Origin of the sequence: Luteimonas padinae (assembly GCF_014652935.1) — a bacterium.
Lineage (GTDB): Bacteria > Pseudomonadota > Gammaproteobacteria > Xanthomonadales > Xanthomonadaceae > Luteimonas > Luteimonas padinae.
On the sequence record NZ_BMZT01000012.1, the window covers coordinates 20,377 to 44,834 of the forward strand.

Genomic DNA, 24,458 nt, shown 5'->3' on the forward strand with positions numbered 1-24,458 from the left:
GGGGCCAGGGGTTCACGGGGTCCTTCGGGTCCACGCCTGCCGGCGTGGTGGGCGGTACAGGGTTCGAACCTGTGACCCCTACCATGTCAAGGTAGTGCTCTACCGCTGAGCTAACCGCCCCGAGGGACGCGAATTCTAGCCGGTGGCCCGGCCCGCGGCAAGCCTCAGCGGGCGGCCAGCATCGCTTCCCTGAGGGCCTGGATGCGGTCGCGGACGGCCGCGGCCTCCTCGAACTCCAGGTCGCGGGCGTGCTGGTACATCTGCTGCTCCAGTTCCTTCAGCCTGGCCGCGGCGCGGGCCGGGTCCATGCGGGCGTAGTCCTCGCCCTGCTCGGCCACCTTGCGCACGCCCTTGCCACGGCCGGTCCGGGCCTCGGCGCCGTCGCTGCGCGCGCCCTCCATGATGTCCATGATCGGGCGCGCCACCGAGCGCGGAGTGATGCCGTGCTCGAGGTTGTGCTCGATCTGCTTCTGGCGGCGGCGGTCGGTCTCCTCCAGCGCGCGCTTCATCGAATCGGTGACCTTGTCCGCGTACAGGATCGCCTTGCCGCGCAGGTTGCGCGCGGCGCGGCCGATGGTCTGGATCAGCGAGCCGGTCGAGCGCAGGAAGCCCTCCTTGTCCGCGTCGAGGATCGCCACCAGCGACACCTCCGGCATGTCCAGGCCCTCGCGCAGCAGGTTGATGCCCACCAGCACGTCGAACTTGCCCAGGCGCAGGTCGCGGATGATCTCCACGCGCTCGACGGTGTCGATGTCCGAGTGCAGGTAGCGCACGCGCACGTCGTGCTCGCCGAGGTATTCGGTGAGGTTCTCGGCCATGCGCTTGGTGAGCGTGGTGATCAGCACGCGATCGCCCATGGCGACACGCTGGTTGATCTCGCCCAGCACGTCGTCGACCTGGGTCGCCACCGGGCGGATCTCGACTTCGGGGTCGATCAGGCCGGTGGGGCGCACGACCAGCTCCACGACTTCGTCACCGGAGTGCTCCAGCTCGTACTTGCCGGGCGTGGCGGAGACGTAGATCTTGCGCGGCGCGCGCTCCTCCCACTCCTCGAAGCGCAGCGGGCGGTTGTCCAGCGCCGATGGCAGCCGGAAGCCGAACTCCACCAGCGTCTCCTTGCGCGCGCGGTCGCCGCGGTACATGCCGCCGATCTGCGGCACGGTCACGTGCGACTCGTCCACCACCAGCAGCGCGTCGGGCGGCAGGTAGTCGAACAGCGTCGGCGGCGGCTCGCCCGGCGCGCGGCGCGTCATGTGCCGCGAGTAGTTCTCGATGCCGTTGCAGAAGCCGACCTCGGCCATCATCTCGATGTCGAACTGGGTGCGCTGCTGCAGCCGCTGCGCTTCCACCAGCCTGTTGTTCGCGTACAGGTACTCCAGCCGGTCCTTCAGCTCGATCTTGATGGTGTCGATGGCGTTGAGCACGCTCTCGCGGGTGCTGGCGTAGTGCGTTTTCGGGTACACCGTGAAGCGCGGCACCTTGCGCTGCACTTCGCCGGTCAGTGGATCGAACAGCGCCAGGTTCTCGACTTCGCCGTCGAACAGTTCGATGCGCAGCGCCTCGGCCTCCGACTCCGCCGGATGCACGTCGATCACCTCGCCGCGCACGCGGTAGGTGCCGCGGCGCAGTTCGGTGTCGTTGCGGGTGTACTGCAGCTCGGTGAGATGGCGGATCAGCTGGCGCTGCTCGATCGGCTCGCCGCGCGCGAGGATCAGGCGCAGCTTGAGGTAGTCGTCGGGATCGCCCAGGCCGTAGATCGCCGAGACCGTCGCCACGATCAGCGCGTCGCGCCGGGACAACAGCGCCTTGGTCGCCGACAGCCGCATCTGCTCGATGTGCTCGTTCATCGAACTGTCCTTCTCGATGAAGGTGTCCGACGAGGGCACGTAGGCCTCGGGTTGGTAGTAGTCGTAGTAGCTGACGAAATACTCGACCGCGTTGTGCGGGAAGAAGGACTTGAACTCGCCGTAGAGCTGCGCGGCGAGCGTCTTGTTCGGCGCCATCACGATGGTCGGCTTCTGCACCGCCTGCACCACGTTGGCGATGGTGTAGGTCTTGCCGGAGCCGGTGACGCCAAGCAGGGTCTGGTGGGCCAGTCCTGCCTCGAAGCCTTCGACCAGGCGCTCGATCGCCTGCGGCTGGTCGCCGGCGGGCTGGTAGGGGGAGACGAGCTGGAAGCGCGGGTGGCCCGGATCATTCATCGCGACATTGTAGGCGGGCCCGTGGCAAGGCCCGGCGAACACGGACCCCGACGCATGGCGATAGCCGGCGCACCCGCGGGTCCGACTCCGACGTCGTGGCGGCGGGCACCCCGATGGCGGGAGCCGGGCGAGGTTCGCAGCATGGTCGTCCCACCCGTTCCACGAAGGAGGCTGGCATGGACGCCCGCACCGCCCCTGCACTGCAGCGCGGCTTCACCCTGATCGAGACCCTGGTGGTCGTGGCCATCTTCGCGACCGGCCTCGGGCTGGGCCTTCCCGCGCTCGGGACGGTGGTCGAGCAGCACCGGCTCACCACCAGCATGCACCTGGTCTCCGCCGACATGGCCATGGCCCGCAGCGCCGCGATCACGCGGCGGGAGGCCGTCGTGGTCTGTCCCGGCTTGCCGGCGACCGGCTGCAGCGGCGACCGCGACTGGAGCCGGGGCTGGCTGGTATTCCGCGATCCCGACGGCAATCGCCAGCTCGACGCGCCCGACGACCTTCTGCGCGCCAGTACCGCCCCGGCCGAGGGCAGCAGCGGCCTCCGGCTCAGCTCAACGCGGAACGCGCTGCGCTACCAGCCCAGCGGACTGGCCGCGCACAGCAACCTGACCGTGAACGCCTGCGCGCACGGCCAACTGCGGGGGAAAGTCGTGGTGAACCGGCTGGGCCGGGTCCGCACCGAGCGCCCCGAGCGCGGCACGCCCTGCCCCTGAGCGGATTCCCCCCCATTTCGACCTTGACCACGGCGGCACAGGCACTAGAATGTGCGTCCCCGCCCGAATAGCTCAGCCGGTTAGAGCACTTGACTGTTAATCAGGGGGTCGTTGGTTCGAGTCCAACTTCGGGCGCCAGACACCAGGAAGGCCGCGAGCGATCGCGGCCTTTCTTTTTTGGCGGGACGGGCCATCACGCCCCGTAACAACACGGGCGCTACGGTTCAGGCCCCTTTCACTCAGGCCTCCAGTCCCGATGTCGCGCCTGGTCATCGTCTCCAACCGCGTCGCGGCGCCGCAGCAGTCGCGCGCCGGCGGCCTGGTGGTCGCGCTTGACGCGGCCCTGCGCGACACCGGGGGCGTCTGGTTCGGCTGGAGCGGCAAGGCCACGCGCGACGGCACGCAAGCGGTGCAGCACGCGCGCGCGGGGAACGTCGAATACGTAACGATGGACCTCAGCGAGGCCGACGTGGCGGGCTACTACGACGGCTTTTCCAACCGCACGCTGTGGCCGGCGCTGCACTACCGCCTCGACCTGGTCGAGTACAGCCGCGAGACCCACGTCGTCTACCGCCAGGTCAACGCGCGCTTCGCCGAGCGCCTGGCCACGCTGCTCAGGCCCGGCGACCGCGTGTGGATCCAGGACTACCACCTGCTGCCGCTGGCCGGCGAGCTGCGCGCGCGCGGCGTGGACAATCCGCTGGCGCTGTTCCTGCACGTGCCATTTCCGCCCTCCGACCTCGCGCGCGCGCTGCCCAACCACGCCAGCGTCTTCGGCGCGATGGCCGCCTACGACCTGGTCGGCTTCCAGACCCGCCGCGACTGCGAGAACTTCGACGCCTACCTGCGCGACGCCACCGACAGCGGCGAAATCGCGCTGCGCGCCGGCCGCCCGCCGCCGCTGACGCGCGCGTTCCCGATCAGCATCGACGCCGACGAGTTCGCGCAGGCGGCGCGGCGCGCGCGCGGCTCCGCCGGCGTGCGCGGGCTGCGCGACAGCCTGGGCGGCAGCGCGCTCGCCATCGGGGTCGACCGCCTGGACTATTCCAAGGGCCTGGTCGAGAAGTTCCAGGCCTTCGGCGAGTTCCTGCGCCGCCACTCCGGCAATACCGGCGGACTGACCCTGCTGCAGGTCGCGCCGGTCTCGCGCGGCGGCGTACGCAGCTACCGCGAGCTGCGCCACGAGCTCGAGCGCATCGCCGGCCATATCAACGGCCGGCACGCCGACCCCCAGTGGACGCCGATCCGCTACGTCAATCGCAACCTTGGCCGGCAGACGCTCGCGGGCTACTACGGCGCCGCGCGCCTGGGCTTGGTCACGCCGCTGCGCGACGGCATGAACCTGGTGGCGAAGGAATACGTGGCCGCGCAGGACCCCGACGATCCCGGCGTGCTGCTGCTGTCGCGCTTCGCTGGCGCGGCCGACCAGCTCGGCGGCGCGATGCTGGTCAATCCCTACGATATCGGCGGCGTCGCCGACGCGATCGACGCCGCGCTGCGGCTCGGCGCCGACGAGCGCCGCGAGCGGCATGCCGAGTCGCTGCGTTCGCTCCGGGAGCAGGACATCCACTGGTGGACCGCCGCGTTCCTGGACGCGCTCGACGCACGAGGGACATCACGCTCCCGCGCGACCACCGCTTAACTACCCGCGGGCTATCGTCTGCACGAAGAGGAGCACCACATGCAACCCCGCGACGAAGAAGAACTTGCGCGCACGCGCGAACGCTCCGGCGGCGATCCGGCATCGGGCAGTTCTGCATCCGACCATGGCGGCTACGCCGAACGCGGTCCGGGCCGGGGCGACCACCCGGGACGCGGCCGTGGCGAAAGCCGCGATCCGCAGGCGTCCGACGAGGGCGAACACGCCGAACGCGCGCGCTGGCGCGAGGACGATCCGGACGAAACGAGCGACCGCTGGGAGGACGATGACGGCGATGCTCCCCCGGCCGCCTAACCCGCCATCCAACATGCACGCCATCGAACTCATGAACCGCCTGCACGCGCTGGACGCGGCGCTGGCGACCTGCCAGCGCCAGGCGATCACGGTCGACGAGCTGCGCCGCGTGTGGGAGCTGCACTCCGCCGGACTCGAGCGCCTCGGCGGGCACGACGGCGAATGGGTGGACGTCCTGCTGCGCCGCATGGCTGCGCGCCATGGCATCGCAGGACTCGTGACGTTCCTGCCCGAGCCCGTGGATCCGGAGGACGGCGCGCCCCGGGACTGAGCACGGGGACCAGTTCATCCGCCCGGCTGGCGTGCGATCCGCCGAAACGCGGGCAAGCGCACGCGGTGCGCTGACGGCTTCCCGCCGCCATTACCCCGCGCAGTACGATCGCCCGCGGTTCAGCGCGGATCCGGCAGCGGCTGGCCGTCCAGCCCCACCAGCGACCACTTGCCCCACTGGTCCTCCACTCCCGCGCCCGCGGTGCGGTTGGCACCGGCATCGCCCGCATAGCGGTAAAGCGGCTGGCCGCCATAGGTGACATGGATGCGGCCGTCGCGCTCGAGCGTGCCGATCCTGGAGGCCTCCACGCCCGCCCCCGCGGTGGGCTGCGAGTTGTGCGCCAGGACCGGCGGCCATGCGTCCTGGCAGGCCTCGTCGCACTTGCTGCCATCGTCGTTCCCGGCCAGCACGTAGACCGAACTGCCCGCCCCGTCCACCAGGTGCGACGACGGCGTGCCCGACATCGCCAGCGACGCGTTCGCGCTGCCACCGCCCTGCGGGATGACCGCCGGGTCCGCCGGCGTCTGCTGCGATGGCAGCGTCGCCGACTGCGCCTCGTCGCGGCCGGCATCGGCTTGGCTGCGCGCCTCGCCGGCGTCGGTGCGACGGTCGCTGTGGTCGCAGGCGGCCAGCACGAGCACCGCCGAACAGGCGAGCGCGATCGTCGGGATCGGAAGCTTCATGGCCGTGGCTCCGTGGGGTGATCGTCGGACCGTACGGCGGGGATCGTAGGAGGTGCGTGACGGCGGAGATGCGCTTCCCTCAGGCCGCCTTGACGCCAGCCCCGATACCTTGGCCTGAACAGGAGGGCCCATGGCCGGAAACAGCAGCATGGCGCGCAGCGCCCAGATTCTCCGGTTCGTGCTCAGGCACCGGGCCGTCGGCGTGTTCGCCGATCCTTCGACCGACGTGGCGGCGCTGGAAGACGAGTTCGGCGCGCAGGCGCCCGCGGACGGGCACGGGCCCGAGGCCTTCGTGCGCGACCTCGAAGCACTCGGTCCGACCTTCATCAAGCTGGGCCAGTCGCTGTCCACGCGCGCGGACATGGTGCCCGCGCCCTACCTCGTCGCGCTGGAACGGATGCAGGACGACGTGCTGCCCGTGTCCGCGGACGACATCCGCGGCATCGTCGAAGCCGAACTGGGCGTGCGACTGGGCAAGCTCTTCCGCGAATTCGACGACGTGCCGCTGGGCTCCGCCTCGCTGGCCCAGGTGCATCGCGCAGTCCTCAACGACGGTCGCGAAGTGGCGGTCAAGGTGCAGCGCCCCGGCGTCGACGCCGAAGTGGTGACCGACCTCGACACCCTGGCCGGCATCGCCCGGCGCGTGGACAGCGCAACCGGCGTCGGCCGCCGCCTGCGCTTCTCCGAATGGGTACACGAATTCCGCAAATCCCTGATGGCCGAGCTCGACTACCGCCTCGAGGCCGACAACCTCGAACGCTTCGGCGAACGCCTGGCCGGCTATCCCGAGCTCCTGGTGCCCGCCCCGCTACGCGATCTCTGCACCCGGCGCGTGCTGACCATGGACCTGGTGCGCGGCACCAAGGTCACCGCGCTGGGCGGGCTGCGCAGGACCGAACAGGACTACGAACCGCTCGCCGCCGCCCTCATGCGCGGCTACCTGGACCAGGTGTTCGTGCACGGCGAGATCCACGCCGACCCGCATCCCGGCAACATGCTGGTGACCGACGACGAGCGCCTGGCGATCTTCGACCTCGGCATGGTGGCGCACGTGCCGCCGCGCCAGCGCGAGCACCTGCTGAAGCTGCTGCTCGCCGCCGTCGACGGACGCGGCGAGGAGGTCGCCGGCGAGACCATCGCCATGTCCGTGCAGCTCGAGGACTTCGACGAAGTGCGTTACGTGCGCGAAGTCGGCCACCTCGTGGCGCGCTACGCAGCCCATGGCGGCTCGCAGGCCCTGTCCGAGGGCCGCCTGATGATGGAGCTGGCCCGCATGGGCGTCGCCTGCGGCCTGCGCTCGCCGCCCGAGATGCAGATGCTGGGCAAGACCCTGCTCAACCTCGAAGGCGTGAGCCGCGCGCTGGAGCCGGAGCTGGACGTGAAGCGCGTCGTCGACGGCCACCTGCAGTCGCTGATGCGGCAGCGCATGCGCCAGGCGTTCTCGCCGTCCCGCCTGGCCGGCGACGCGATGGAGCTGCAGGCGCTGCTGCAGGAGGCGCCGCGCAAGGTGTCCACGATCCTGTCGCTGCTGTCGGAGAACAAGCTGAAGGTGAACGTTGGCGGATTGCAGGAGTCAAGGCTGACCGAGAACCTGCAGAAGATCGCGAACCGTGTGGCCGCGGGCGTGATCGTGGCGTCGCTGATCCTGGCGAGCGCGATGCTGATGCGCGGGGACGTGGCGGGGCCGAAGCTGTTCGGCTATCCGGCGGTGGCGATGGTGATGTTCCTGCTGGCGTCGGCGTTGGGGTTCGGGATTGTGCTGAGTGTGCTGATCAGTGATCGGCGGCCGAAGGTGCGGGAAGAGAGGAGTCCGAGGGCTTGACCCGGCGGAACGCCGAATCACGAGCACCTTGTTAGGTCGCTCCCCGTTGTATTCGCGGCACCCGGTTTAGACGAGTGTCCTGGCGTGCAGCAGGTTGGTAAACATTTGCTCGTTGAGGCATTCGTCGCGAGAGCGGCCGCTGGGGCCCTCGACGTTGGTGTTCTGGTTGCCCTTATCCGGCTCTAAAATTCACAGCGCGACGCCACAGTCATACATCCTGCCAGAGCACAGCCCTATCGCCGACGCGCTACTTCGCAGACCACATTGGCAGCCGATCCGGCGTCACGCTGCTGGATCCGGCCGGAATTGGCTACGACCAGTGCCCGGGCGCGCCCTTCCCCTCGTCCATCGCAGAGAGTCAACGTCACGTTCGAGCCGGCCAGGCTGCCATTGGACTGTACCGTCAGCCGAGTTCGCCCTGCCGTAGCGGTCAGACCGACGCCCGATGACAGCGGTCCGCGTTCGAAGATGATCGGCTCGCTGGCGTCCCGAACGCGGTTACCGTTGACATCGGGGAACGCGATCCATCCTTCGCTCCAATCGATGCCCCCTTGGCAGCCCGCTACCCCACCCGGACAGATGACGACCTCGGTCGACGTAACGACCGCCATCCGTGTAGAAGCCATCAGCGTCTCGTAAACGGATTCGAGGGCATTGCTCGCCCGTGTGGCATGCACGACGTTCATAGTCGCAGGTAGTGCGATCAGGGCCAGAACACCCACAATCGCCATCGCCACAACCAGCTCGATTAGGCCCAATCCTCCGTTCTTAGTCATGCCCGTCTCCCGGCCGTCGTGAATCGAAATTTTCACGACGACACCAGCAGCAGGACATCAGAAGAAGCGGACTGTCTCCTCGGATAGCAACATGCCGGCCTGTCGGTATTCCCGCGCCCGGCCTACGACGAGGGACCGGTGGTACGTCACCAGCAGCTACCCAGCGTCAACGCACGGGTCTTTTTTCCGGTCTGGTCGATGGTCATCTTTCCGCAGTTCTTGTCGTTGTTTGCCTGCGAGCCCTTCGGGTCGGTTTCAATGGTGTACGCCGCCGCGGTCACACTGCCGCTTACAAGCGACTGCGTGTAGAAGTTCGCGTTCCCGGAATCGCTACAGTCCGGCAGCACGGCACCCACATAGGTCAACTTGTTCGTGTAGTAGCGCTCCATGAACTGCGCACCTTCAATCAGGCAAGCCTGCGCCACGCTGCGCCGCGTCTTGGTCACGTGGGATGTGTAGCTGGGCAGGGCGATCGCCGCCAGGATGGCGATCACCGCGACTGTGATCATCAACTCGATCAGAGTGAAACCCTGCGCCACTCGACTGGAGACGGCAGGACTCACGGGGTGCCTCCCATGCCCAGAATGAGCTCCCGCCAGCTGACGCGCTCAGGATCACCTGTGGCACGATTCGTCCTCAACTCAGCTGTCTCACCATCAAAACGCGAGGCGAAAATATGCCTACCGAGCGAGTTGATGCCGGCGACGCCAGTCTCCAGACCAAGACCCGAATTAGCCATCGACTCATCGCCGTCGACCAGCGCATCGCTGCCATCGAACTGCCCATCGTCGTTCACGTCGAAATAGCTGCTCTCACCCAAACGGCCGCCGGTGAACGGATCAATCGCCATCACCCAGGAGCGTGCACCCGCTCCGCAGGGATCAGTGGCGTTCGGAATCAGGGTCGCGGCCACCAGGGCTAATCCTTGGAAGATCATCGGCGACACCATGCGCTCGCCTTCCGCCCCCTTTGACGGCGACTTCAGGTCGATATACCAGCCGCTTTTCCCAGCCAAGTCGGACATGGTTCCGGCGGACAGCGCGCGAACCGGATCACCACCAGGGGTGTTGCCTTCTGCCATGATCTTGCGCTCTTTGAGCTTATCCCTGCCGGTGATGAGCTTGCCGTCATCCTTGATCCCGTACCAGGTCTCGACGGCCATGCTGCCGACGTCCGCCGTGCCCAAGTAACGCCCAGTCCCGAAGAACACCCAGGTTTCCGAGCCGCTGTTGGGTCGCCTTGCGACCTGAGGGGGGATGCTAATGGGCCGACCGGCATTGAACAGCTTGACGCTGGACGGCTTCTTGTTTTCGAGGCCGGTGATTTTCCACAGGTTGCCCTTGAGATCACCGGCATACGCAGTGTCGAAGTACCCGTTGGGCTTGCTCCTCCACACCACGAGCCCGCTCAACCCACTGTCAGTGTCCGTGGCGGCTCCTGGATGCACGATACGAGTCGCCCCCGTGCTCAGATTGGATCCCCTGAGCCCGATCATGATTAAGGCGGCGGCGCCCCCGCTCACGCTGTTGGGTCCGTTTCCTAGCATTACGGACCAGCTGTCCTCGGCGTGCTGGGCGATCACCGGTCTGCTAAGCACATTGCCCAACTGCGGAATGTCGGCACCGGTCTTGTCCCAGACCACGGACATACTCTCCGGATTGGTCACATCCAGCGCGAAGACGCCCGGCTTGCCGCGCCCCATGGTCCCTACCAGATAGGTCTTGTCCCCCGCTTCCGCGACGGCAATCTCGCCATCGACGAAGTACTGGTGCTGGTGCGGAAGCGAACTCGCCATGGAGTACTCCGTGAGACCAGCCGTATCCTCGCGAACCGCCTTGGGTACGAAGGCGAACACTTCCCGGCCGGTGTCCGCATCGAAGGCATGAAGCATGCCGTCGTTGGCACCGACGTAGATCATGTTCTTTCGCGAATGCTCCGTGGTCGAGGGAACAAATACCGGCTGCGAGTGGATAATATCGCCCAGCACGCTGACGCGTACGCGCATGCTGCCCACAGCCCCCCCCTCTTTGTCCCGGTCGCCACGGAGGTAGTCTGCGACTCCCGCCGGCAGGTTCGGAGCGTTGGTGGCGTTGAAGGCGACCCTGGCCGTACCGTCGGAACTACTGGTGTAGATCTTGCGGTCCTTCCAGTCCCGTGCGTTGAGCAGGGTGCTCGCACGCCACTGCGGGGACTTGGTCACCTCGCCGGTCGCCTGATCGATGAGATGGGCATTCAGCTCACCGGTCCACTGCTCACTAGTGAAGCGCGCCTGAAACAGCCGGGAGTTCGCCTCAAGCTGCGCGGACGTGGTACCCAACGCAGCGCCGGAACCCGGACGCGGCTCCCTCACGATGCGCGAGAACGCCTCCTTGAGGCCGTCGATCATCGCGTCCGGGTTGTTGGCCAGGAAGAAGTTGCGCGGCCTAAGATCTCCCGATTGCGGCAGCGTGTCCCCATCGGTCCAGAGGCTGTCCTCAAGGGCATCCGTGCGCGTGCTGGGGTCGTAGTCATACGGCACCACGAAACCGCCGTACTTCGCCGCCAGCCAGTACTGGTTGCTGTCCTTCGGCCTGACGTAGGTCGAGCCCTGCATCTCAGCCACGTCCATCCAGTAGGTTGAGATCGTCTGCTTGCCAACAAGGTCGGAACGCTGGTCGCGCACATGTGCATCATAGGCCAGCCCCGCAATGTACGCCGAGGCGCCCTGACTTCCGAAGCTCGGGGACTTCCCCGAGATACTGAGGCCCTCGAGCTTACCCATCTGCTGGGTGAGTTTTTCCACGTCCACCAAGGTGTCGCTCTCGACGGCATCGGGCACGCTCGGTTCGTCTACGCTGAGATCTATTCCCCCGGGCAGGTTGCGATCCCTGTGGCTGTAGACGTCGCCAATGCCAAGAATCACGTTCGCCTGGCACGAATACATGATCGGATCTGTCCAGTCCGTGATCACCGGAAAGCCATCGGCAAGCTTATAGGTTAGATTATTCGTGTACTCGGGAACGTTCCCGATGTTGCGCAGGTAACGCGTGGCGGCGTAGTACAGTTCACTCACAGGATCATAGCTTTTATGTTTCGCAATACGGCTGCCATCCGGGGTATCTGGCATGCTGCCAAATTTATTGATGTAGTTGATCACCCCACTGTCTTTGATAGCGAGTTCGGTAGCCGTTGCGCTGGCATCGGTCGGGTTGGGGTTCCTGATCAGCACGCCAGTACTCGCATCCCACTCCCGGTGGGTGTTCGCCTCCGGCTCCTGCATGGCAGGATGAGTCCGCGGTCCGACGAACTTCTGACGGGCACGAAGCGCCGCTCCATCGCGCTTCACGTCCGAGTCGTTGAGATAGCCGAAAACGCTGTAGCGTAGACGTTCAGAATATTGTTGGATCAGGCCTTCCGGCTTATACCCCTGAGAGTACTTCGTGCAGTTGTCCGAGATGAAGCCCATCTTGCACACGCGGACGCGGACGAAAACCTCGTACACCACGCCGGCATCCGAACCGTTCCCACCGGACAGCGCATGCTGATCCGGGTTGTACGTAAGCACCGCGTCTGTCCCCGCGTTGAGATCGCCGCTGCTGGTGAATCGCATCTTGTTGCCCAGCCCTTCGATCCGCATTTTGAAGCTTTCCCAGCTCGCGGGAGTGTAATTCTCCACTACCGTCGAATTGGCTGTCGAAAAGTGAGGGAACTGCTTCGTATCGCCTTGGCCGTCATGCCATGCCTTCTCGATCCAGGTGTCGTCCGGATCATCCTTGACACGGTTGCCACCCGTGAGCGCCACGCGGAATGGGTCGATGGCCTGCGTCGTCGCCCAGTTGAGGAATTTGCCGCTCCACTCCTTGCTTCCACGGCAGGCACCGCTCGCGTCCGCCTTCGACACCGGATCGAAAAACCGCTTTTCTTCCGTCTCCGAGTACACATAGGCATAGCAAAAATTCGCGTCGAACAGTCCCGTATATCGACCTGCCGTCTTGAAGTCCGTCGAATCCTTGTAGGCCGCCACACTGAGTGTCGGCCACTCCACCGACGGCGTCAGCACCAGGTTCCCCGGGACCTCTTGGGGAAGGAACAGTGGGGTCTTCGAGATCGATATCGCGGAATCCGCAGGAGTGGACGCGATGCCGGCCAGTAGCCCCACAGCCATGGCGGCGGCGAACGTATGCGACGTCGATGCACGGAAGGTCTTGGGCGTCTTCATCAGGTCACCTTTCAAGGAGTGCCAGGCAGCGGAATGGCGTAATTGGCGGTCAGGACGACCAGCGCGCGACCGTTCGCCGAGTTGTCGGATGGATCACGGCTGCGGGCGAACACCCGGTAATAGGCGCGGGCCGTAAACGAGGTCTGCTGGCCGCCGTACTGATGGGAACCTGCGCTGTCGTCGAGGCCGTAGGCCGACGCCGACGACAGGCTGTCGAATCGCTGGATCAGGTACTGCGGAGTTCCTGCGGCGTTGTCGGACAGCGCTGAATCGCCAGCCATGTCCTGCCAGCAGTCGGTGCAGCCGCTCACCACACCCGAATCGTCGGGCAGGCCGCAGCCGTGGTTCCACTGATGCAGTCTTGACCTAGTGTACTGGTGGTGTCTGCCTGGATCACGGCCTCGGCAGCGCGAAGACCGGCTTCGGCCGCCTGGAACTCAAGACTGCGGTCACGCTGACCCGCGGCCATGCGCTCCTCCATGACCGTGCCGCGAAGGCCGCCCAGCGCAAGCAGGGTGAGCACGGCAAGCAGGATCAGGGCAATCACCAGCACGGCGCCTCCCTGGCTGGCTGCGCCGGCCCGGCGGGACAGGATCGTCATCGGTTTCATTGCAGTCGGTTCCTCAGCGCCACGGTTGTGGAGAGTTCACGTCCCAACAGCACGCCGTTGATAGCGGCGGACTTGTCGTCGCTTTCGAATGTGAGCTTGATCCGCACGGCAGCCACCCGCGCCCACTCCTCATCAGTGGTGATGGCCGAGGCGCTCAGGTAACTGCCATCGAGCAGATACTCGAAGGCCAGCGAGCGGACGTTCTCCGCGATCTCGTCGGCGGTAGCGCTTGGCCCATCCACGCGGCGGTACAGCGACTTGCCCGACGTCGTGCCGTTGCCGACGTACCAGCTGATGCTCCGCATGCGGGCGATGATCGCCGGCGGACTGCCTTCGTACATGCATCCTTTTGGCGCGTTCGGCAGCGTGGTGCCGCCTTTCCACCAGCCCTGCGTGCAACCGAAAGCGTAGCGCTTGTCCGAACCGTTCGGGCAATTTCCACCGGGTGCCAAGCAGTTGGTCGCATTGCCAGGAGTAACACTGGCCTTCTTCTGGATCTTTATCCCCTTTCCGCTCACGTCCGTGGCCTGGAAGATCGCAGCGTGCTCCGGGTCGCAAACCATGACGATCGCATTATTCCAATCTGCGGGCACCGGATCGAAGGTGTTGATGTTCACATCAGACGAATTGCCCGCATCCACGCGCATGCCGCCTTCGGTCGCGGACTTGAGCACAATGGCTTCCGAATAGTTGCCCGTACCGATGATGCTTGCGCTGACCCGATCCCGCGCACCCGAGCCGAACTTGATACCGTCTTGGCTGCTGCTATAGCCGATCAGACCGCCCCCGAAATCCGCGTATGGATACAACGATGAGTTGTTGAGAACATTGACCGGACGCAACGAGGAGTTGCAGGCGTTTCCACCCGACTCACGGATATCGCGCGACATCAGCTCGAAGGCAGCACGCGCGTTCTCCTGCACTCGACCCAGGCTCTCCGTCGACGCATAGACCTGCCGACTCGACAGGAACACCGAAATGGCCGCACCTGCCAGGATCGTTCCAAGAAGCAGGGCGATCATCAATTCAATAAGCGTGAATCCGCGGCCGTCCCGGCGCGGTCCTGCGCGATAGTTGCTCATAGCCGCGTCCTCGTGCTGACCAAACCACTGTCGTTGCCACCACGGCTGTCGGTCCAAGAAACAGAGGCGGTACAGTCGCCGCCTTGGCAGTTGATTGCGCCACATGCCCCGGAACCGAGCTGCGCCTTCAACGCCGCCAGCCAGTAGGCTTGGTCCTTCTGCGCCAATGTGGCGGTGTTCACCGGTGCAGTGCAGAGCCTGGTGACGTTGTAGTCGCCGTTGCGGGCCGCGTCGACATTGGCGCGCATGCTGTCGAGGATGGAGTACGAGAAGATGGTCGCCATGCTCTGCTGATGCGACTGCTGGCTGTTTCGAAGGGCCATCATCTGCATCGCGGCGACACCAAGCAGGCCGATCGCCAAAATGAGAACGGTGATCAGCACCTCCAGCATCGTCGCACCGCGCTGCTTGCGGGAAATCGGACAGGTGGGCATAGGTTCACTCACAATGTGTTGGATCTCGGGGCGGCGCAGCTGCCGCCGCCATTGACCCGAGTCACGCTGATCCGGCTGCCGCTGGCGATGCCGACGCGTCGCGTGTTCTCGGGAGGCCTCGTCGTCGGGATACATAGCGAAATGACCGCATTCACGAACTGATTGGACGAGCTGGACGATCGGGCGAAGCCATCCGGACGAAACGCGAGCCGCGTTCCAAATCCTGTGCTGACGCGCATCTGGACCTTCGGCGGAAGCGTGAGCCGGCCCAGCACGGCCCTACCGGGCACGAAGGCCTTCAGGCCCGTCGCCCCGCTGGTGACGCAGGCACTCGTGGCGGTGGACGCGGCATCCGGGTCGACTACCGGACATACCACAACCATCTGGTTGCGCCGGAGCGCTTCCATCCTGGCTCCCTGGAGGAATACCGACATCTCGTTAGCTACGCCGGTTAGCCGGTTGCCATTAACCACGCCGGAAAAATTAGGGACCGCGATCGCGATGATCACCGCGAGCACCGCGATCGTCACCATAAGTTCGATCAAGGTGAAGCCGGTCGAATCTCGACACGGCCGCCTCCCTCTCCTGACGGATACAACCTTGATCTTCAGCCCCATGCCGGAAGCGCCCCTCTGGATCCTCATGGCATGAATACTAGTTGCAGCCTCCCCTGAAAGTGCGACTCCGGCGGACAGACGGCTGATCTGCTATCGCCAGCGGCAGCAAGGGCCATTCAACACCTTGAGGAGACCTGCGGCCTGAGGCATTCTCGCTGATCATGAACGAGCGATCGGCCGCCTCGACCCCGCAAGAAACTGTCGCCGCACTCGGGCAGCCCAATTCCGTGCTGTGGCTCATCCTGTCTACTCAGGCCCTGGCCACCATTCTGGCGCTGGCACCTGGCGTGGAGATGGATCGCTGGCTGTACTACTGCCTGATCTCCTTCCTCCTCCAGTGGGTCGGCCTACTGACCTTGGGACTGATCATGCTGTTCCGGCGCCAGTTGGACACCCTGTCGCCGCTGCGCCTGAGCTGGATGGCGGTAATACTGCTGCTGGCGTCCATCTTGATCGTGGGAGCCGTGGGCCTCGCCCTTCTGCCAGAGGTGTTTCCCATTAACCAGAACCAGCTTTTGGACGACTGGGGGCGGACCGGGATGATGATCACCGCAGCCGGCGTACTAGCCGCCCTCGCCTTCCAGAACCACTGGCGTTCGAAGCAGTTGGCGATACGCGCAAAGCAGGCTGAACTCGATGCACTGCGCGCCCGCGTCGAGCCGCACTTCCTATTCAACGCACTCAATACCGCGATCGCGCTGCTGCATAAGCGCCCCGAGACGGCCGAGCATGTACTGCTGGCCCTTTCGGATCTTTTCCGCGCCGCGCTATCCATCTCTCGCGAACATCAGCTCGGCGAGGAAATCAAGCTGACGCAGCAATACCTGATGATCGAGTCGCTCCGCTTGGGGGATCGGCTTCACGTCGAGTGGGACGTCGATGCAGCGCCCGACGATGTCCCCATCCCGGTGCTAGCCCTGCAGACGATCGTCGAGAACGCGATCCGCCACGGCATCGAACGCCTGCCCGGCGGAGGGGCAGGCGTGCGCATCATCGCCGAAGCCAACGCAAAAGGGACACAGATCCTGGTGATTAAGCCGGTCCCACCCGGCGACCAGGGTCGCACGGGGCATAAGGTAGGTCTCGCGGCCACCCGAGCGCGGCTGGAAGCCATGGGGCCGGCCGCAGCCTCACTGCGGACCACGCACGCGAACGGGCAATTCGAGGCCCGCATCAGTCTGCCTGCAGCCACCTGCTAACTCAGGTCACCACTTCGTAGCACGGCCGGTACTCGCCAGAAATCTTCATCCGCCGCTGCTCCACGAACGCCCGCAGCAGGTCGTCCAGTGCCCGCATCATGTCCTCGGCGCCGTGGATCTGGAACGGGCCGTACTGCTCCACGCGCCGCATCCCGTCCTCCTTCACGTTCCCCGCCACGATCCCCGAGAACGCCCGGCGCAGGTCCGCGGCCAGCTCATGCGGCTTGCGCCCGTGGTGCAGGTCCAGCCCCGCCATCGCCTCGTGCGTCGGCACGAACGGCTGCTGGAACGGCAGCGGGATGTCCAGTCCCCAGTTGAAGTAGAACGAGTCCTTGTTCTGGATCCTCGCCTCGCGCACGCGCTTGACGCCCGCGGCCATGGCGCGCGCAACGGCCTGCGGGTCGCCGACGATGATCTCGTAGCGCGAGGCGGCGGCGTCGCCCAGGGTCAGGCGGATGAAGCGGTCGATCTGCTCGAAGTACGGCGCCGAGGAGACGGGACCGGTCAGGATCAGCGGGAACGGCAGCGCTGCGTTTTCCTCGCGCAGCAACAGGCCGAGGAGGTACAGGATCTCTTCGGCCGTGCCCACGCCGCCGGGGAACACGATGATGCCGTGGCCGATGCGGACGAAGGCCTCGAGGCGCTTCTCGATGTCCGGCATGATGACCAGCTGGTTGACGATCGGATTCGGGCTCTCGGCGGCGATGATGCCGGGCTCGGTGATGCCGATGTAGCGCGGGCGGCGCTGGCGCTGCTTGGCGTGGGCGATGTTGGCGCCCTTCATCGGGCCCTTCATCGCACCCGGGCCGCAGCCGGTGCAGATGTCGAGGCCGCGCAAGCCGAGCTCGTAGCCGACCAGCTTGGTGTACTCGTACTCCACGCGGCTGATGGAGTGGCCGCCCCAGCAGACCACGAGGTTCGGCTCGCTGGGATGCAGCAGGCGGGCGTTGCGCAGCAGTCCGAAGACGGCGTTGGTGATGCCGGCCGAGGAGTCGAGGTCGGCGGCGTACTCGGGGCCCAGCTCGATCGCCATGTAGGCGAGGTCGCGCACGGTGGCGAACAGCAGCTCGGCCACGCCGCGGATGATCTCGCCGTCGACGAAGGCCATCGCCGGGGCGCCCTTGAGGTCGATGCGCAGGCCACGGTCCTGCTGCAGCACCTGGATGTCGAAGTCGGGGTACATCTCCTGCGCGGCACGCGGATCGTCGTTGGCGCTGCCGCTGGTGAGCACGGCGAGCGCACAGCGGCGCAGCAGGTCGTGCAGGCCGCCGGACGAGGCGTCCTTCAGGCGCGCCACCTCCTCGCGGGAGAGGATGTCGAGGCCACCGCGCGGGTAGATGCGGGCGTCGACGGTCGGGAGGGTGGCCTCGGGCCGGGTGGCGATGGTCATCTGCTGTCTCTTCTTCTTGTTCTTGTCGTGTTTTCAGGCCAGCGACTCTAGCGCAACGGGGCCCCGGAACGGAAACGGCCGGGGCAAGCCCGGCCGTTCCGTTTGACGCGTGTGGTGCTGGATCAGAACTTGTACTTCAGGCTCAGCATGACCGACCAGCGGGAGACGGCGGTGTTGATGCCGTCGCCGTTGTTCTCCTGGATACCGGAGTTGTCGGTCGAACCGCTGAAGTTGTAGACGTACTTGCCGGTCTCCGGATCGATACCCGCGTAGTTGGCCACGCGGCGGGTGGAGTAGAACCCGTAGTCGTCGATCAGGCCCCAGTCCTTATTGATCAGGTTGCCCACGTTCATGATGTCCAAGGCGATTTCCGCCTTGTGGCCGTCGAAGAACATCGGGATTTCCTGGCTCACGCGGACGTCGAAGCTGTTGGTCCAGCCGGCGCGGAAGGCGTTGGCCGGGGCCACCTGGCCGCGGAAGGCATTCAGCTCGGGAGCATTGGTTTCCATCCACTCGAAGAAGGCCTGCTCCATCGCGGCGCCACCGGTCCACAGCACGTCACCCGGACCATTCGGAACGTAGAACAGGTCGTTCGTGGTGGCGCTGTCACCGTTGATGTCGTTGTAGTAGATGTAGCTGAACGGACGACCCGAGCGACCTTCGTAGAACAGGCCGGCGGTGGTCATGTTGTCGCCGAAGAACGCCTTCTGCCAGGTCAGGGCCGCGGTGAAGCGGTCCTTGATGGCATAACGCGAGTTGTGCCCGATCGGCTCATTGGTATTGAAGACGAGCGTGTTGTTCCAGTTCGACGAGTTCTGCGAGCTCGTCGCCGGGCTGAACTCCGTGGCGTCGGTGTAGGTGTAGCCCACGGTCCAGGCCCACTGGTCGACCATCGGCTTGGACAGCGCCAGAGTCAGCTGGCGGGCCGAGCCCTTGTCGGTGTTGCGGATCACGATGGCCTGATCGACATCGGGATGCTTGTTGGCACGGTTCGCTGCGCCACCGCTGCCGTTGGTCATGCCGAAGCGGCCGGAGTTGGCGGGATCCAGGCCAGCCTCGTTCCAGTACAGCATGCGTCCATCCTGACCCTGGAAGGTCGGGGAACCGACGTCGATACGGTCGAACCACAGCGCGTTCTTGTTCTTGGTCACCAGCAGCTCGGCCGAAGCCACGATGCCGTACCACGGCAGCTCATGGTCGAACGCCAGGTTGGCCTTCCAGATCGAAGGCAGGGCCAGACCCGGCTCCATGATGTCGGCAATGATCCGGGCCGGGGCCGCATCACCGGTCGGAACCGCCGGCGGCACCGTGACGTTGAACTCCGGGATTTCATCACCGCGGGAACGGTTGAGGCTGTAGCTGTCGAAGTTCAGGCCGGTGTTCTGGAACGGGCCGGCCAGCCAGACGTTCGGGTTGCCACCCTGGAACAGGCCGACGCCGCCGCGCAGCTGGGTCGGGCGCTCGCTGTCGAAGGTGTAGTTGAAGCCGAAGCGCGGCTGCCACAGCTTCTTGTCGAGGGTCACGCTGTTGTCGAGGCCGTAGATTTCCTCGATGCGCGGGTTGTAGATCGGCGAGTCGCCGAACTCGGGCATGTCGACGCGGACGCCGAACATCAGGCTCAGGTTGTAGTTCACCGCCCAGGTGTCCTGCACGAACAGGCCCAGGTTCTCGAACTGGTACGCGGCCGGGATGTCCGAACGGCTGCCACCCGGACGCGGGGCGCGCAGGTCGTAGCGCAGCGCGTTGCCTGCCTCGAAGTCTTCCAGGCTGTCGAACGTCCACACGCCGTTGAGGTCACGGCCGTAGAAGTTGAGGATGTCGTTGTCCTCGTAGTCGAAGCCGAACTTCAGGGTGTGGTCGCCCACGTACCAGGTGCCGGCGCCGAAGAACGTGGTCTGCTTGGTGTCGACGACGTTGACGTGGCGGTTGCGCTCGGTGCCGAGGTTGATGCTGTCCTGGCCGGCGCCGACGTTGTTGATGAAGATCGTCGGCAGGTCGGCGTAGGTCGAGGCGACCGAGGAGTAGTCGCGCTGCGAGACCTTGAACTCGGTCGAGAAGTTGTCGCTCCAGTCGCTGAACAGCTCGGCGACGGTGCTCTCGAAGGTCTTGTTCTGGTCGTACCAGTAGCTCGACAGCGAGATGCTGCTGCTGCCGAAGCCGACCAGCTTCGGCACCACTTCCTCGGTCTTGCTGTAGCGCAGGGCCGCACGGTGGTTGTCGTTGATGTTCCAGTCGAGCTTGACCGCGTACTCCTCGATGTCGGTCTCGGAGATGCTGGGCGGGTTCAGGCTGCCCGGATCGAAGCCGAAGCGGTTGGCGGCCGCGATCACGCGCTGCACGTCGGCATCGGTGATGTCACCGTCGCCGTACGGGGTGCCGGACAGGCTGGTGCCCGGACGCTCGCGCTTGAACTGCTCGTAGTTGGCGAAGAAGAACAGGCGGTCCTTGATGATCGGGCCACCCAGGGTGAAGCCGTAGGTCTCTTCCTTGTTGAAGCCGGCGAAGTCGACGCCGCGCAGCTCGTCGCGCACCCAGTCACCGTCGCGGACCGTGTAGTAGGCGCTGCCGTGGAATTCGTTGGTACCCGACTTGGTCACGGCGTTGACCACCGCGCCGGTGCCACCGGAGATGGTGGTGTCGTAGTTGGCCAGGTCGATCTGAATTTCCTCGATCGCGTCCATGGAGACCGGCTGGCGCTCGGTCGGCATGTTGTTGGCCTCGAGGCCGAACGGGTCGGAGTTGCTGACGCCGTCGATGCGGATCACGTTGAAGCGCGAGTTCTGGCCACCGGCCGAGATCGAGCCGTCGGCCTTGCTGATCTGCGAGATGCGCGGGTCGAGGCGGATGTAGTCCTGGATGTTGCGCGACGCCGAAGGCAGGGCCTCGATGGTGTCGTTGTTGAGGTTGGTGCCGGTGCCCATCTTGGTGGCACTGAAGATCTCGGAGCCGCCGGCCACGCCGACCGCGGTCACGGTGGCGAGCGTGGTGACGTCGCCGGTGAGCTGGGCGTTGACGGTGTTGGCGGCGTTCAGGCCGAGGAACACGTTGTCCTCGGTCTTGGTGCCGGCGCCGGCCTTGGTGATGGTGATCTCGTACGGACCACCCACGCGCAGGCCGCGGGCGCTGTAGCGGCCGCTGGCGTCGGTGACCACGCGGCTGGTGGTGCCCGACTCGACGTGGACGATGGTGACTTCTGCATTGGTGACCGGCTGCCCGTCGCTTCCGATGACGACACCGCCCACGCCGGCGGACGTGGCGCTCTGGGCGAAGACGGGTGCGGCGGCAAGCGCGGCGATCAGGCCGAGCGAAAGTTTCGACACACGGAATGCGTTGCGACGGGTCATGGCTGGACTCTTGGCAAGGAAAAACGGAAACCGCGCCGACAGGCACGGACGGACGATGTCGTTTGGTGGTTCCCACTCACGCCGCGACCGCCTGGCGGCAGCGGTTAACAACAGATTAACACATTAGCCGCCGCATATGACAGCCGGATGACGGTTTCACGCCGGGGTCAGGGAGCCCAGGTAGCCGGCCACCCCGTCCATCAGCATCTGCACGGAAATGGCGACCAGCAGCATGCCCATCAGGCGCTCGACGGCGGTGAGGGCGCGGGCCCCCAGGAGGCGGTAGAGCCAGGGGGCGCAGAACAGGATGGCTGCGGTGGCGCCCCAGGCGACGCCGAGCGCCAGGCTCCATTCCCAGAGCCGCTCGGGCTCGCGGCTGCCCATCAGCATCACCGCGGCCATGCCCGACGGCCCGGCGACCAGCGGGACCGCCAGCGGCACGATGAAGGGCTCGCCCCCGGGCAGCTCGCCCATCAGGCCCTCGGGCGGCGGGAAGATCATGCGGATGCCGATCAGGAACAGCACGATGCCGCCGGCGATCGACACCGACTCCTGGCGCAGGTGCATGACCTCGAGGGCGTACTTGCCCACCCACAGGAAGACCATCAGCACGCCGAGCGCGATCAGCAGCTCGCGCGCCAGCACCACGCGCTGCCGCTTCGGCGGCAGGTGGCGCAGGATGCTGAGGAACACCGGGATGTTGCCCAGCGGGTCCAGGATCAGGAACAGCAGCAGGGCGGCGGAGACGACGGTCATGGCGAGGGCGCCCAGGCCTGGCCTCGATGCGCGGCGCCGGCGGACGACAGGAGGGTGACGCAGGCCCCGGCCGCCGCCGCCGGATCGCGGGCACGGCGGTCATCGTCCGAGACGTGCGAGCGCGCGCGCAGCGGCGTGCGCATCGGCCCCGGACGGAGCCCGTGGAAGCGGACGGGTCCGGTGCCGTGCTCGGCGTGCAGGGTGTCGAGCAAAGCGCGCTGGCCGTGCTGGGCGACGCCGTAGGCGCCGCGGTAGGCGGAGGCCCCCTCGTCATCGAGGACGAACACCACCGCGGCATCCGACGCCTGGCGCAGCAGCGGCAGGCAGGCCCGGGTCAGCCACCAGCGCGCGGTGAGGTCGACGTGCAGCGCGCGCGCGAACTGGCCGGGATCGGTGTGTTCCAGCGGCGTCAGGCCGGGGAACTCGGCGGCGCAGTGCAGCAGGCCGTCCAGGCGCCCCAGCTGCGCGCCCACCCGATCGGCCAGCTCCACGTAGTCGCCATACTCCGCTCCCGAGAGGTCGAAGGGATAGTTGACCGGTTCCGGCAGCCCAGACGGATCGCGCGCGATCGCGTCGTAGACCCGGTTGAGCTTAGGGACCTTGCGCCCCAGCAGCACCACGGTGGCGCCCGCGCGCGCGCAGGCATGCGCGGCGGCGGCGCCCAGGCCGCCGTGGGCACCGGTCACCAGGACCACACGGCCGGCCAGTGCGGCCGGCGCGCCTGCGGCGGCCGCGGGCGTGCTCACGCGGCCTGCGTCTCCGCGATCATGCGCGCGAGCTCGCCGGACTCGAAGAGTTCCATGGTGATGTCGCAGCCGCCGATCAGCTCGCCGTTGATGAACAGCTGCGGGAAGGTCGGCCAGTTCGAGACGCGCGGCAGGTTGGCGCGGACCTCGGGGTCTTCCAGCACGTTGACGCTGTGCAGCGTGGCCATGTCCGCGCCGGCCTCGCGCAGCGCGCCCACGGTGCGGCTGGAGAAGCCGCACATCGGGAACTGCGGCGTGCCCTTCATGAAGAGGACGATGGGATGGCCGGAAATCTCGGCCTGGATGCGTTCGATGATGGCCATGCTGGCTCCGACGTGTCTGGCGGCGCGGCCAAGGGCCACGCAGCGCGCGATGGGGATCGCGCTATTGTAGCGTCCATGGCCATCGAACTTGCCGCCCTGCCCTGGGACCGCACCGCGCTCGAGCCGCACCTGTCGGGCGACACCCTCGACCTCCACCACGGCCGCCACCACCGCGCCCATGTCGACGCGGTCAATGCGCTGGCGCCGGGGGCTGGCATGGGGGCGGCCACGCTGGACGACATCGTGCGCGGCGCCCAGGGGGCGCTGCAGGCCCACGCGGCCCAGGCCTGGAACCTGGCGTTCCAGTGGCGCTGCCTGAAGCCCGCGGCCGCGGGCGGCGGTGGCGAGCCGCAGGGTGCCCTGGGCGAGGCGATTGTGCGCCGCTTCGGCGACTTCGCCCGCTTCCGCCAGCGCTTCGCGGCCATGGCCACGGCGCTGCAGGGCTCGGGCTGGATCTGGCTGCTGCAGCGGCCGGACGGCTCGGTGGCCATGGCGGTGACCTCGAACACGGCGTCGCCGATCACCGGCGAGGATCGCCCCCTGTTCGGCCTGAGCCTGTGGGAGCACGCCTACGTGCTGGACTACCGCGAGGCCCGCGGGCGCTACGTCGAAGCCGTCTGGAACGTGGTCGACTGGGGATTCGTCGCCTCGAACCTGAAGTGATTGGCAGGATGGGGCGAAGCTTGCGAAGGCTCATCCATGCGCATAGCATGCGCACGAAGCCCGCTGGATCCGGCAACCATGAAAGCCATCTACGACCCCAACGCTCCCAAGCGGCCGGTCAACCTGTCGCTCAACGAGGCACTGGTGGCGCAGGCGCGGCAGATGACCGGCAACCTGTCGGCGGAAGTGGAATCCATGCTCGCCGACTTCGTGCAGCGCCAGAAGCAGCTGCGCGAGGCCGAGGCGCAGCGGCTGAAGCGCGCCGCGACGGCATGGAACCGCTTCGCCGAGAAACAGGGTTCGTTCGCCGACGAGTTCTCGACGCTCTGAGTGGGCCAGTTCGACGTCCACCGCAATCCCGGCAGGCACCGCGCGGCAATTCCTTTCGTGGTGGTCGTGCAGTCCGCCGCGTTCGACGACTACCGGCGGCGCGTGGTGGTTCCGCTGGTACGCAAGTCGCACGTCGGCGCGATCCACCACGCCGGCTTCAATCCGGGTTTCGTGGTCGAAGGCGTTGCGGTGGTGCTGCACCCGCTGGAGCTGGTGTCGGTACCGCTGGAGGCGCTGGGCGATCCGGTGGCGTCGCTGGCCGCCGACGGCGACCGGATCATCGGCGCGCTCGATGAACTGCTGAGCCGGGCCTACGGCTGAACCAGACCGGCCCGTGCGACGG

24 protein-coding genes and 2 tRNA genes are annotated in these 24,458 nt (G+C 66.4%); 10 read left to right on the forward strand and 16 right to left on the reverse strand.

Features of this window, described 5'->3' with window-relative positions; genetic code table 11:
- Positions 1 to 45: 45 nt before the first annotated feature.
- Both IE168_RS13090 and uvrB read right to left on the reverse strand, forming a co-directional pair.
- Positions 46 to 120, reverse strand: a tRNA-Val gene (locus IE168_RS13090).
- A gap of 44 nt (positions 121 to 164) precedes the next feature.
- Positions 165 to 2,201 carry an excinuclease ABC subunit UvrB gene (gene uvrB, locus IE168_RS13095; protein ID WP_189498955.1) on the reverse strand — a complete coding sequence of 679 codons (2,037 nt, stop codon included), beginning with the start codon at positions 2,199 to 2,201 and terminating at the stop codon, positions 165 to 167.
- A gap of 176 nt (positions 2,202 to 2,377) precedes the next feature.
- Between uvrB and IE168_RS13100 the strand changes: the two genes are divergently transcribed.
- The 5 genes from IE168_RS13100 (at position 2,378) to IE168_RS13120 (ending at position 5,142) form a co-directional block, all read left to right on the forward strand.
- Positions 2,378 to 2,917: a GspH/FimT family pseudopilin gene (locus IE168_RS13100; protein WP_189498957.1), complete on the forward strand. Its 540-nt coding sequence runs from the start codon at positions 2,378 to 2,380 to the stop codon at positions 2,915 to 2,917.
- A gap of 61 nt (positions 2,918 to 2,978) precedes the next feature.
- Positions 2,979 to 3,055 (forward strand) — tRNA-Asn (locus IE168_RS13105).
- Positions 3,056 to 3,173: 118 nt separating this feature from the next.
- Positions 3,174 to 4,559 (forward strand): alpha,alpha-trehalose-phosphate synthase (UDP-forming), encoded by a 1,386-nt coding sequence (locus tag IE168_RS13110; protein ID WP_189498959.1) that lies wholly within the window; start codon positions 3,174 to 3,176, stop codon positions 4,557 to 4,559.
- 39 nt (positions 4,560 to 4,598) lie between these two features.
- Complete coding sequence (locus IE168_RS13115; protein WP_189498961.1) at positions 4,599 to 4,871, forward strand: hypothetical protein; 273 nt, start codon at positions 4,599 to 4,601, stop codon at positions 4,869 to 4,871.
- A 13-nt stretch (positions 4,872 to 4,884) separates the two neighbouring features.
- Positions 4,885 to 5,142 (forward strand): P-loop NTPase family protein, encoded by a 258-nt coding sequence (locus IE168_RS13120; RefSeq protein WP_189498963.1) that lies wholly within the window; start codon positions 4,885 to 4,887, stop codon positions 5,140 to 5,142.
- Between the two features lie 119 nt (positions 5,143 to 5,261).
- Here IE168_RS13120 and IE168_RS13125 read toward each other — a convergent pair whose 3' ends face one another.
- Positions 5,262 to 5,825 carry a COG4315 family predicted lipoprotein gene (locus IE168_RS13125; protein ID WP_189498965.1) on the reverse strand — a complete coding sequence of 188 codons (564 nt, stop codon included), beginning with the start codon at positions 5,823 to 5,825 and terminating at the stop codon, positions 5,262 to 5,264.
- A 130-nt stretch (positions 5,826 to 5,955) separates the two neighbouring features.
- Here IE168_RS13125 and IE168_RS13130 point away from each other — a divergent pair, with 130 nt between their 5' ends.
- Positions 5,956 to 7,647: an ABC1 kinase family protein gene (locus IE168_RS13130; RefSeq protein WP_189498967.1), complete on the forward strand. Its 1,692-nt coding sequence runs from the start codon at positions 5,956 to 5,958 to the stop codon at positions 7,645 to 7,647.
- 233 nt (positions 7,648 to 7,880) lie between these two features.
- On the opposite strand, the gene IE168_RS13135 is transcribed toward IE168_RS13130, so the two are convergent.
- The 8 genes from IE168_RS13135 to IE168_RS13170 all read right to left on the reverse strand — a co-directional run bounded on the left by IE168_RS13135 (position 7,881) and on the right by IE168_RS13170 (position 15,364).
- On the reverse strand, positions 7,881 to 8,459 hold the full coding sequence (locus IE168_RS13135; protein ID WP_189498969.1) for a GspH/FimT family pseudopilin: 579 nt from the start codon (positions 8,457 to 8,459) through the stop codon (positions 7,881 to 7,883).
- Positions 8,460 to 8,569: 110 nt separating this feature from the next.
- Positions 8,570 to 8,986: a type IV pilin protein gene (locus IE168_RS13140; protein WP_308430361.1), complete on the reverse strand. Its 417-nt coding sequence runs from the start codon at positions 8,984 to 8,986 to the stop codon at positions 8,570 to 8,572.
- Positions 8,983 to 12,621 carry a pilus assembly protein gene (locus tag IE168_RS13145; RefSeq protein ID WP_189498972.1) on the reverse strand — a complete coding sequence of 1,213 codons (3,639 nt, stop codon included), beginning with the start codon at positions 12,619 to 12,621 and terminating at the stop codon, positions 8,983 to 8,985. The genes IE168_RS13140 and IE168_RS13145 overlap by 4 nt, the downstream gene beginning before the upstream one ends.
- An 11-nt stretch (positions 12,622 to 12,632) precedes the next feature.
- Entirely contained in the window at positions 12,633 to 12,932 is a 300-nt protein-coding gene (locus IE168_RS13150) for a hypothetical protein (RefSeq protein ID WP_189498974.1), read from the reverse strand.
- Complete coding sequence (locus IE168_RS13155) at positions 12,929 to 13,222, reverse strand: pilus assembly PilX family protein (RefSeq protein WP_229823582.1); 294 nt, start codon at positions 13,220 to 13,222, stop codon at positions 12,929 to 12,931. The genes IE168_RS13150 and IE168_RS13155 overlap by 4 nt, the downstream gene beginning before the upstream one ends.
- A 5-nt stretch (positions 13,223 to 13,227) precedes the next feature.
- The gene (locus IE168_RS13160; RefSeq protein WP_189499078.1) at positions 13,228 to 14,313 is read right to left on the reverse strand and encodes a prepilin-type N-terminal cleavage/methylation domain-containing protein; all 1,086 of its coding nucleotides are present in this window, start codon (positions 14,311 to 14,313) and stop codon (positions 13,228 to 13,230) included.
- On the reverse strand, positions 14,310 to 14,747 hold the full coding sequence (gene pilV, locus IE168_RS13165; RefSeq protein ID WP_189498978.1) for a type IV pilus modification protein PilV: 438 nt from the start codon (positions 14,745 to 14,747) through the stop codon (positions 14,310 to 14,312). The genes IE168_RS13160 and pilV overlap by 4 nt, the downstream gene beginning before the upstream one ends.
- Positions 14,748 to 14,755: 8 nt before the next feature.
- A complete protein-coding gene (locus IE168_RS13170) occupies positions 14,756 to 15,364 on the reverse strand; it encodes a pilus assembly FimT family protein (protein ID WP_189498980.1) in 609 nt (202 codons plus the stop codon).
- A 161-nt stretch (positions 15,365 to 15,525) separates the two neighbouring features.
- Between IE168_RS13170 and IE168_RS13175 the strand changes: the two genes are divergently transcribed.
- Entirely contained in the window at positions 15,526 to 16,563 is a 1,038-nt protein-coding gene (locus IE168_RS13175) for a sensor histidine kinase (RefSeq protein WP_189498982.1), read from the forward strand.
- Position 16,564: 1 nt separating this feature from the next.
- Here the strand turns inward: IE168_RS13175 and ppnN are convergent, their stop codons facing one another.
- The 5 genes from ppnN to grxD form a co-directional block, all read right to left on the reverse strand.
- On the reverse strand, positions 16,565 to 17,953 hold the full coding sequence (gene ppnN / locus IE168_RS13180) for a nucleotide 5'-monophosphate nucleosidase PpnN (RefSeq protein WP_189498984.1): 1,389 nt from the start codon (positions 17,951 to 17,953) through the stop codon (positions 16,565 to 16,567).
- 122 nt (positions 17,954 to 18,075) lie between these two features.
- Positions 18,076 to 21,297, reverse strand: coding sequence for a TonB-dependent receptor (locus tag IE168_RS13185; RefSeq protein ID WP_189498986.1), 3,222 nt, complete (start codon positions 21,295 to 21,297; stop codon positions 18,076 to 18,078).
- A 156-nt stretch (positions 21,298 to 21,453) separates the two neighbouring features.
- Positions 21,454 to 22,053, reverse strand: coding sequence for a YhgN family NAAT transporter (locus tag IE168_RS13190; RefSeq protein WP_189498988.1), 600 nt, complete (start codon positions 22,051 to 22,053; stop codon positions 21,454 to 21,456).
- Positions 22,050 to 22,799 carry an SDR family NAD(P)-dependent oxidoreductase gene (locus tag IE168_RS13195; RefSeq protein WP_189498990.1) on the reverse strand — a complete coding sequence of 250 codons (750 nt, stop codon included), beginning with the start codon at positions 22,797 to 22,799 and terminating at the stop codon, positions 22,050 to 22,052. Before IE168_RS13195 ends, IE168_RS13190 begins: the two co-directional genes overlap by 4 nt.
- Positions 22,796 to 23,122, reverse strand: a complete 327-nt coding sequence (grxD, locus tag IE168_RS13200) for a Grx4 family monothiol glutaredoxin (protein ID WP_189498992.1) — start codon at positions 23,120 to 23,122, stop codon at positions 22,796 to 22,798. Before grxD ends, IE168_RS13195 begins: the two co-directional genes overlap by 4 nt.
- Positions 23,123 to 23,197: 75 nt before the next feature.
- Here grxD and IE168_RS13205 point away from each other — a divergent pair, with 75 nt between their 5' ends.
- The 3 genes from IE168_RS13205 (at position 23,198) to IE168_RS13215 (ending at position 24,436) form a co-directional block, all read left to right on the forward strand.
- Complete coding sequence (locus tag IE168_RS13205) at positions 23,198 to 23,785, forward strand: superoxide dismutase (protein ID WP_189498994.1); 588 nt, start codon at positions 23,198 to 23,200, stop codon at positions 23,783 to 23,785.
- Positions 23,786 to 23,863: 78 nt separating this feature from the next.
- Positions 23,864 to 24,115, forward strand: coding sequence for a type II toxin-antitoxin system CcdA family antitoxin (locus IE168_RS13210; RefSeq protein ID WP_189498996.1), 252 nt, complete (start codon positions 23,864 to 23,866; stop codon positions 24,113 to 24,115).
- Positions 24,116 to 24,436 carry a CcdB family protein gene (locus IE168_RS13215; protein WP_189498998.1) on the forward strand — a complete coding sequence of 107 codons (321 nt, stop codon included), beginning with the start codon at positions 24,116 to 24,118 and terminating at the stop codon, positions 24,434 to 24,436.
- Positions 24,437 to 24,458 lie beyond the last annotated feature (22 nt).

Bases quoted from the DNA above. Each gene is read 5' to 3' on its own strand.
- IE168_RS13185 (WP_189498986.1), bottom strand. From the start codon at position 21,297: ATGACCCGTCGCAACGCATTCCGTGTGTCGAAACTTTCGCTCGGCCTG.
- IE168_RS13160 (WP_189499078.1), bottom strand. From the start codon at position 14,313: ATGAGCAACTATCGCGCAGGACCGCGCCGGGACGGCCGCGGATTCACG.
- IE168_RS13120 (WP_189498963.1), top strand. From the start codon at position 4,885: ATGCACGCCATCGAACTCATGAACCGCCTGCACGCGCTGGACGCGGCG.
- grxD (WP_189498992.1), bottom strand. From the start codon at position 23,122: ATGGCCATCATCGAACGCATCCAGGCCGAGATTTCCGGCCATCCCATC.
- IE168_RS13115 (WP_189498961.1), top strand. From the start codon at position 4,599: ATGCAACCCCGCGACGAAGAAGAACTTGCGCGCACGCGCGAACGCTCC.
- IE168_RS13100 (WP_189498957.1), top strand. From the start codon at position 2,378: ATGGACGCCCGCACCGCCCCTGCACTGCAGCGCGGCTTCACCCTGATC.
- IE168_RS13125 (WP_189498965.1), bottom strand. From the start codon at position 5,825: ATGAAGCTTCCGATCCCGACGATCGCGCTCGCCTGTTCGGCGGTGCTC.
- IE168_RS13170 (WP_189498980.1), bottom strand. From the start codon at position 15,364: ATGGGGCTGAAGATCAAGGTTGTATCCGTCAGGAGAGGGAGGCGGCCG.
- ppnN (WP_189498984.1), bottom strand. From the start codon at position 17,953: ATGACCATCGCCACCCGGCCCGAGGCCACCCTCCCGACCGTCGACGCC.
- uvrB (WP_189498955.1), bottom strand. From the start codon at position 2,201: ATGAATGATCCGGGCCACCCGCGCTTCCAGCTCGTCTCCCCCTACCAG.
- IE168_RS13175 (WP_189498982.1), top strand. From the start codon at position 15,526: ATGAACGAGCGATCGGCCGCCTCGACCCCGCAAGAAACTGTCGCCGCA.
- IE168_RS13210 (WP_189498996.1), top strand. From the start codon at position 23,864: ATGAAAGCCATCTACGACCCCAACGCTCCCAAGCGGCCGGTCAACCTG.
- IE168_RS13145 (WP_189498972.1), bottom strand. From the start codon at position 12,621: ATGAAGACGCCCAAGACCTTCCGTGCATCGACGTCGCATACGTTCGCC.
- IE168_RS13205 (WP_189498994.1), top strand. From the start codon at position 23,198: ATGGCCATCGAACTTGCCGCCCTGCCCTGGGACCGCACCGCGCTCGAG.
- IE168_RS13155 (WP_229823582.1), bottom strand. From the start codon at position 13,222: ATGACGATCCTGTCCCGCCGGGCCGGCGCAGCCAGCCAGGGAGGCGCC.
- IE168_RS13110 (WP_189498959.1), top strand. From the start codon at position 3,174: ATGTCGCGCCTGGTCATCGTCTCCAACCGCGTCGCGGCGCCGCAGCAG.
- IE168_RS13130 (WP_189498967.1), top strand. From the start codon at position 5,956: ATGGCCGGAAACAGCAGCATGGCGCGCAGCGCCCAGATTCTCCGGTTC.
- IE168_RS13190 (WP_189498988.1), bottom strand. From the start codon at position 22,053: ATGACCGTCGTCTCCGCCGCCCTGCTGCTGTTCCTGATCCTGGACCCG.
- pilV (WP_189498978.1), bottom strand. From the start codon at position 14,747: ATGCCCACCTGTCCGATTTCCCGCAAGCAGCGCGGTGCGACGATGCTG.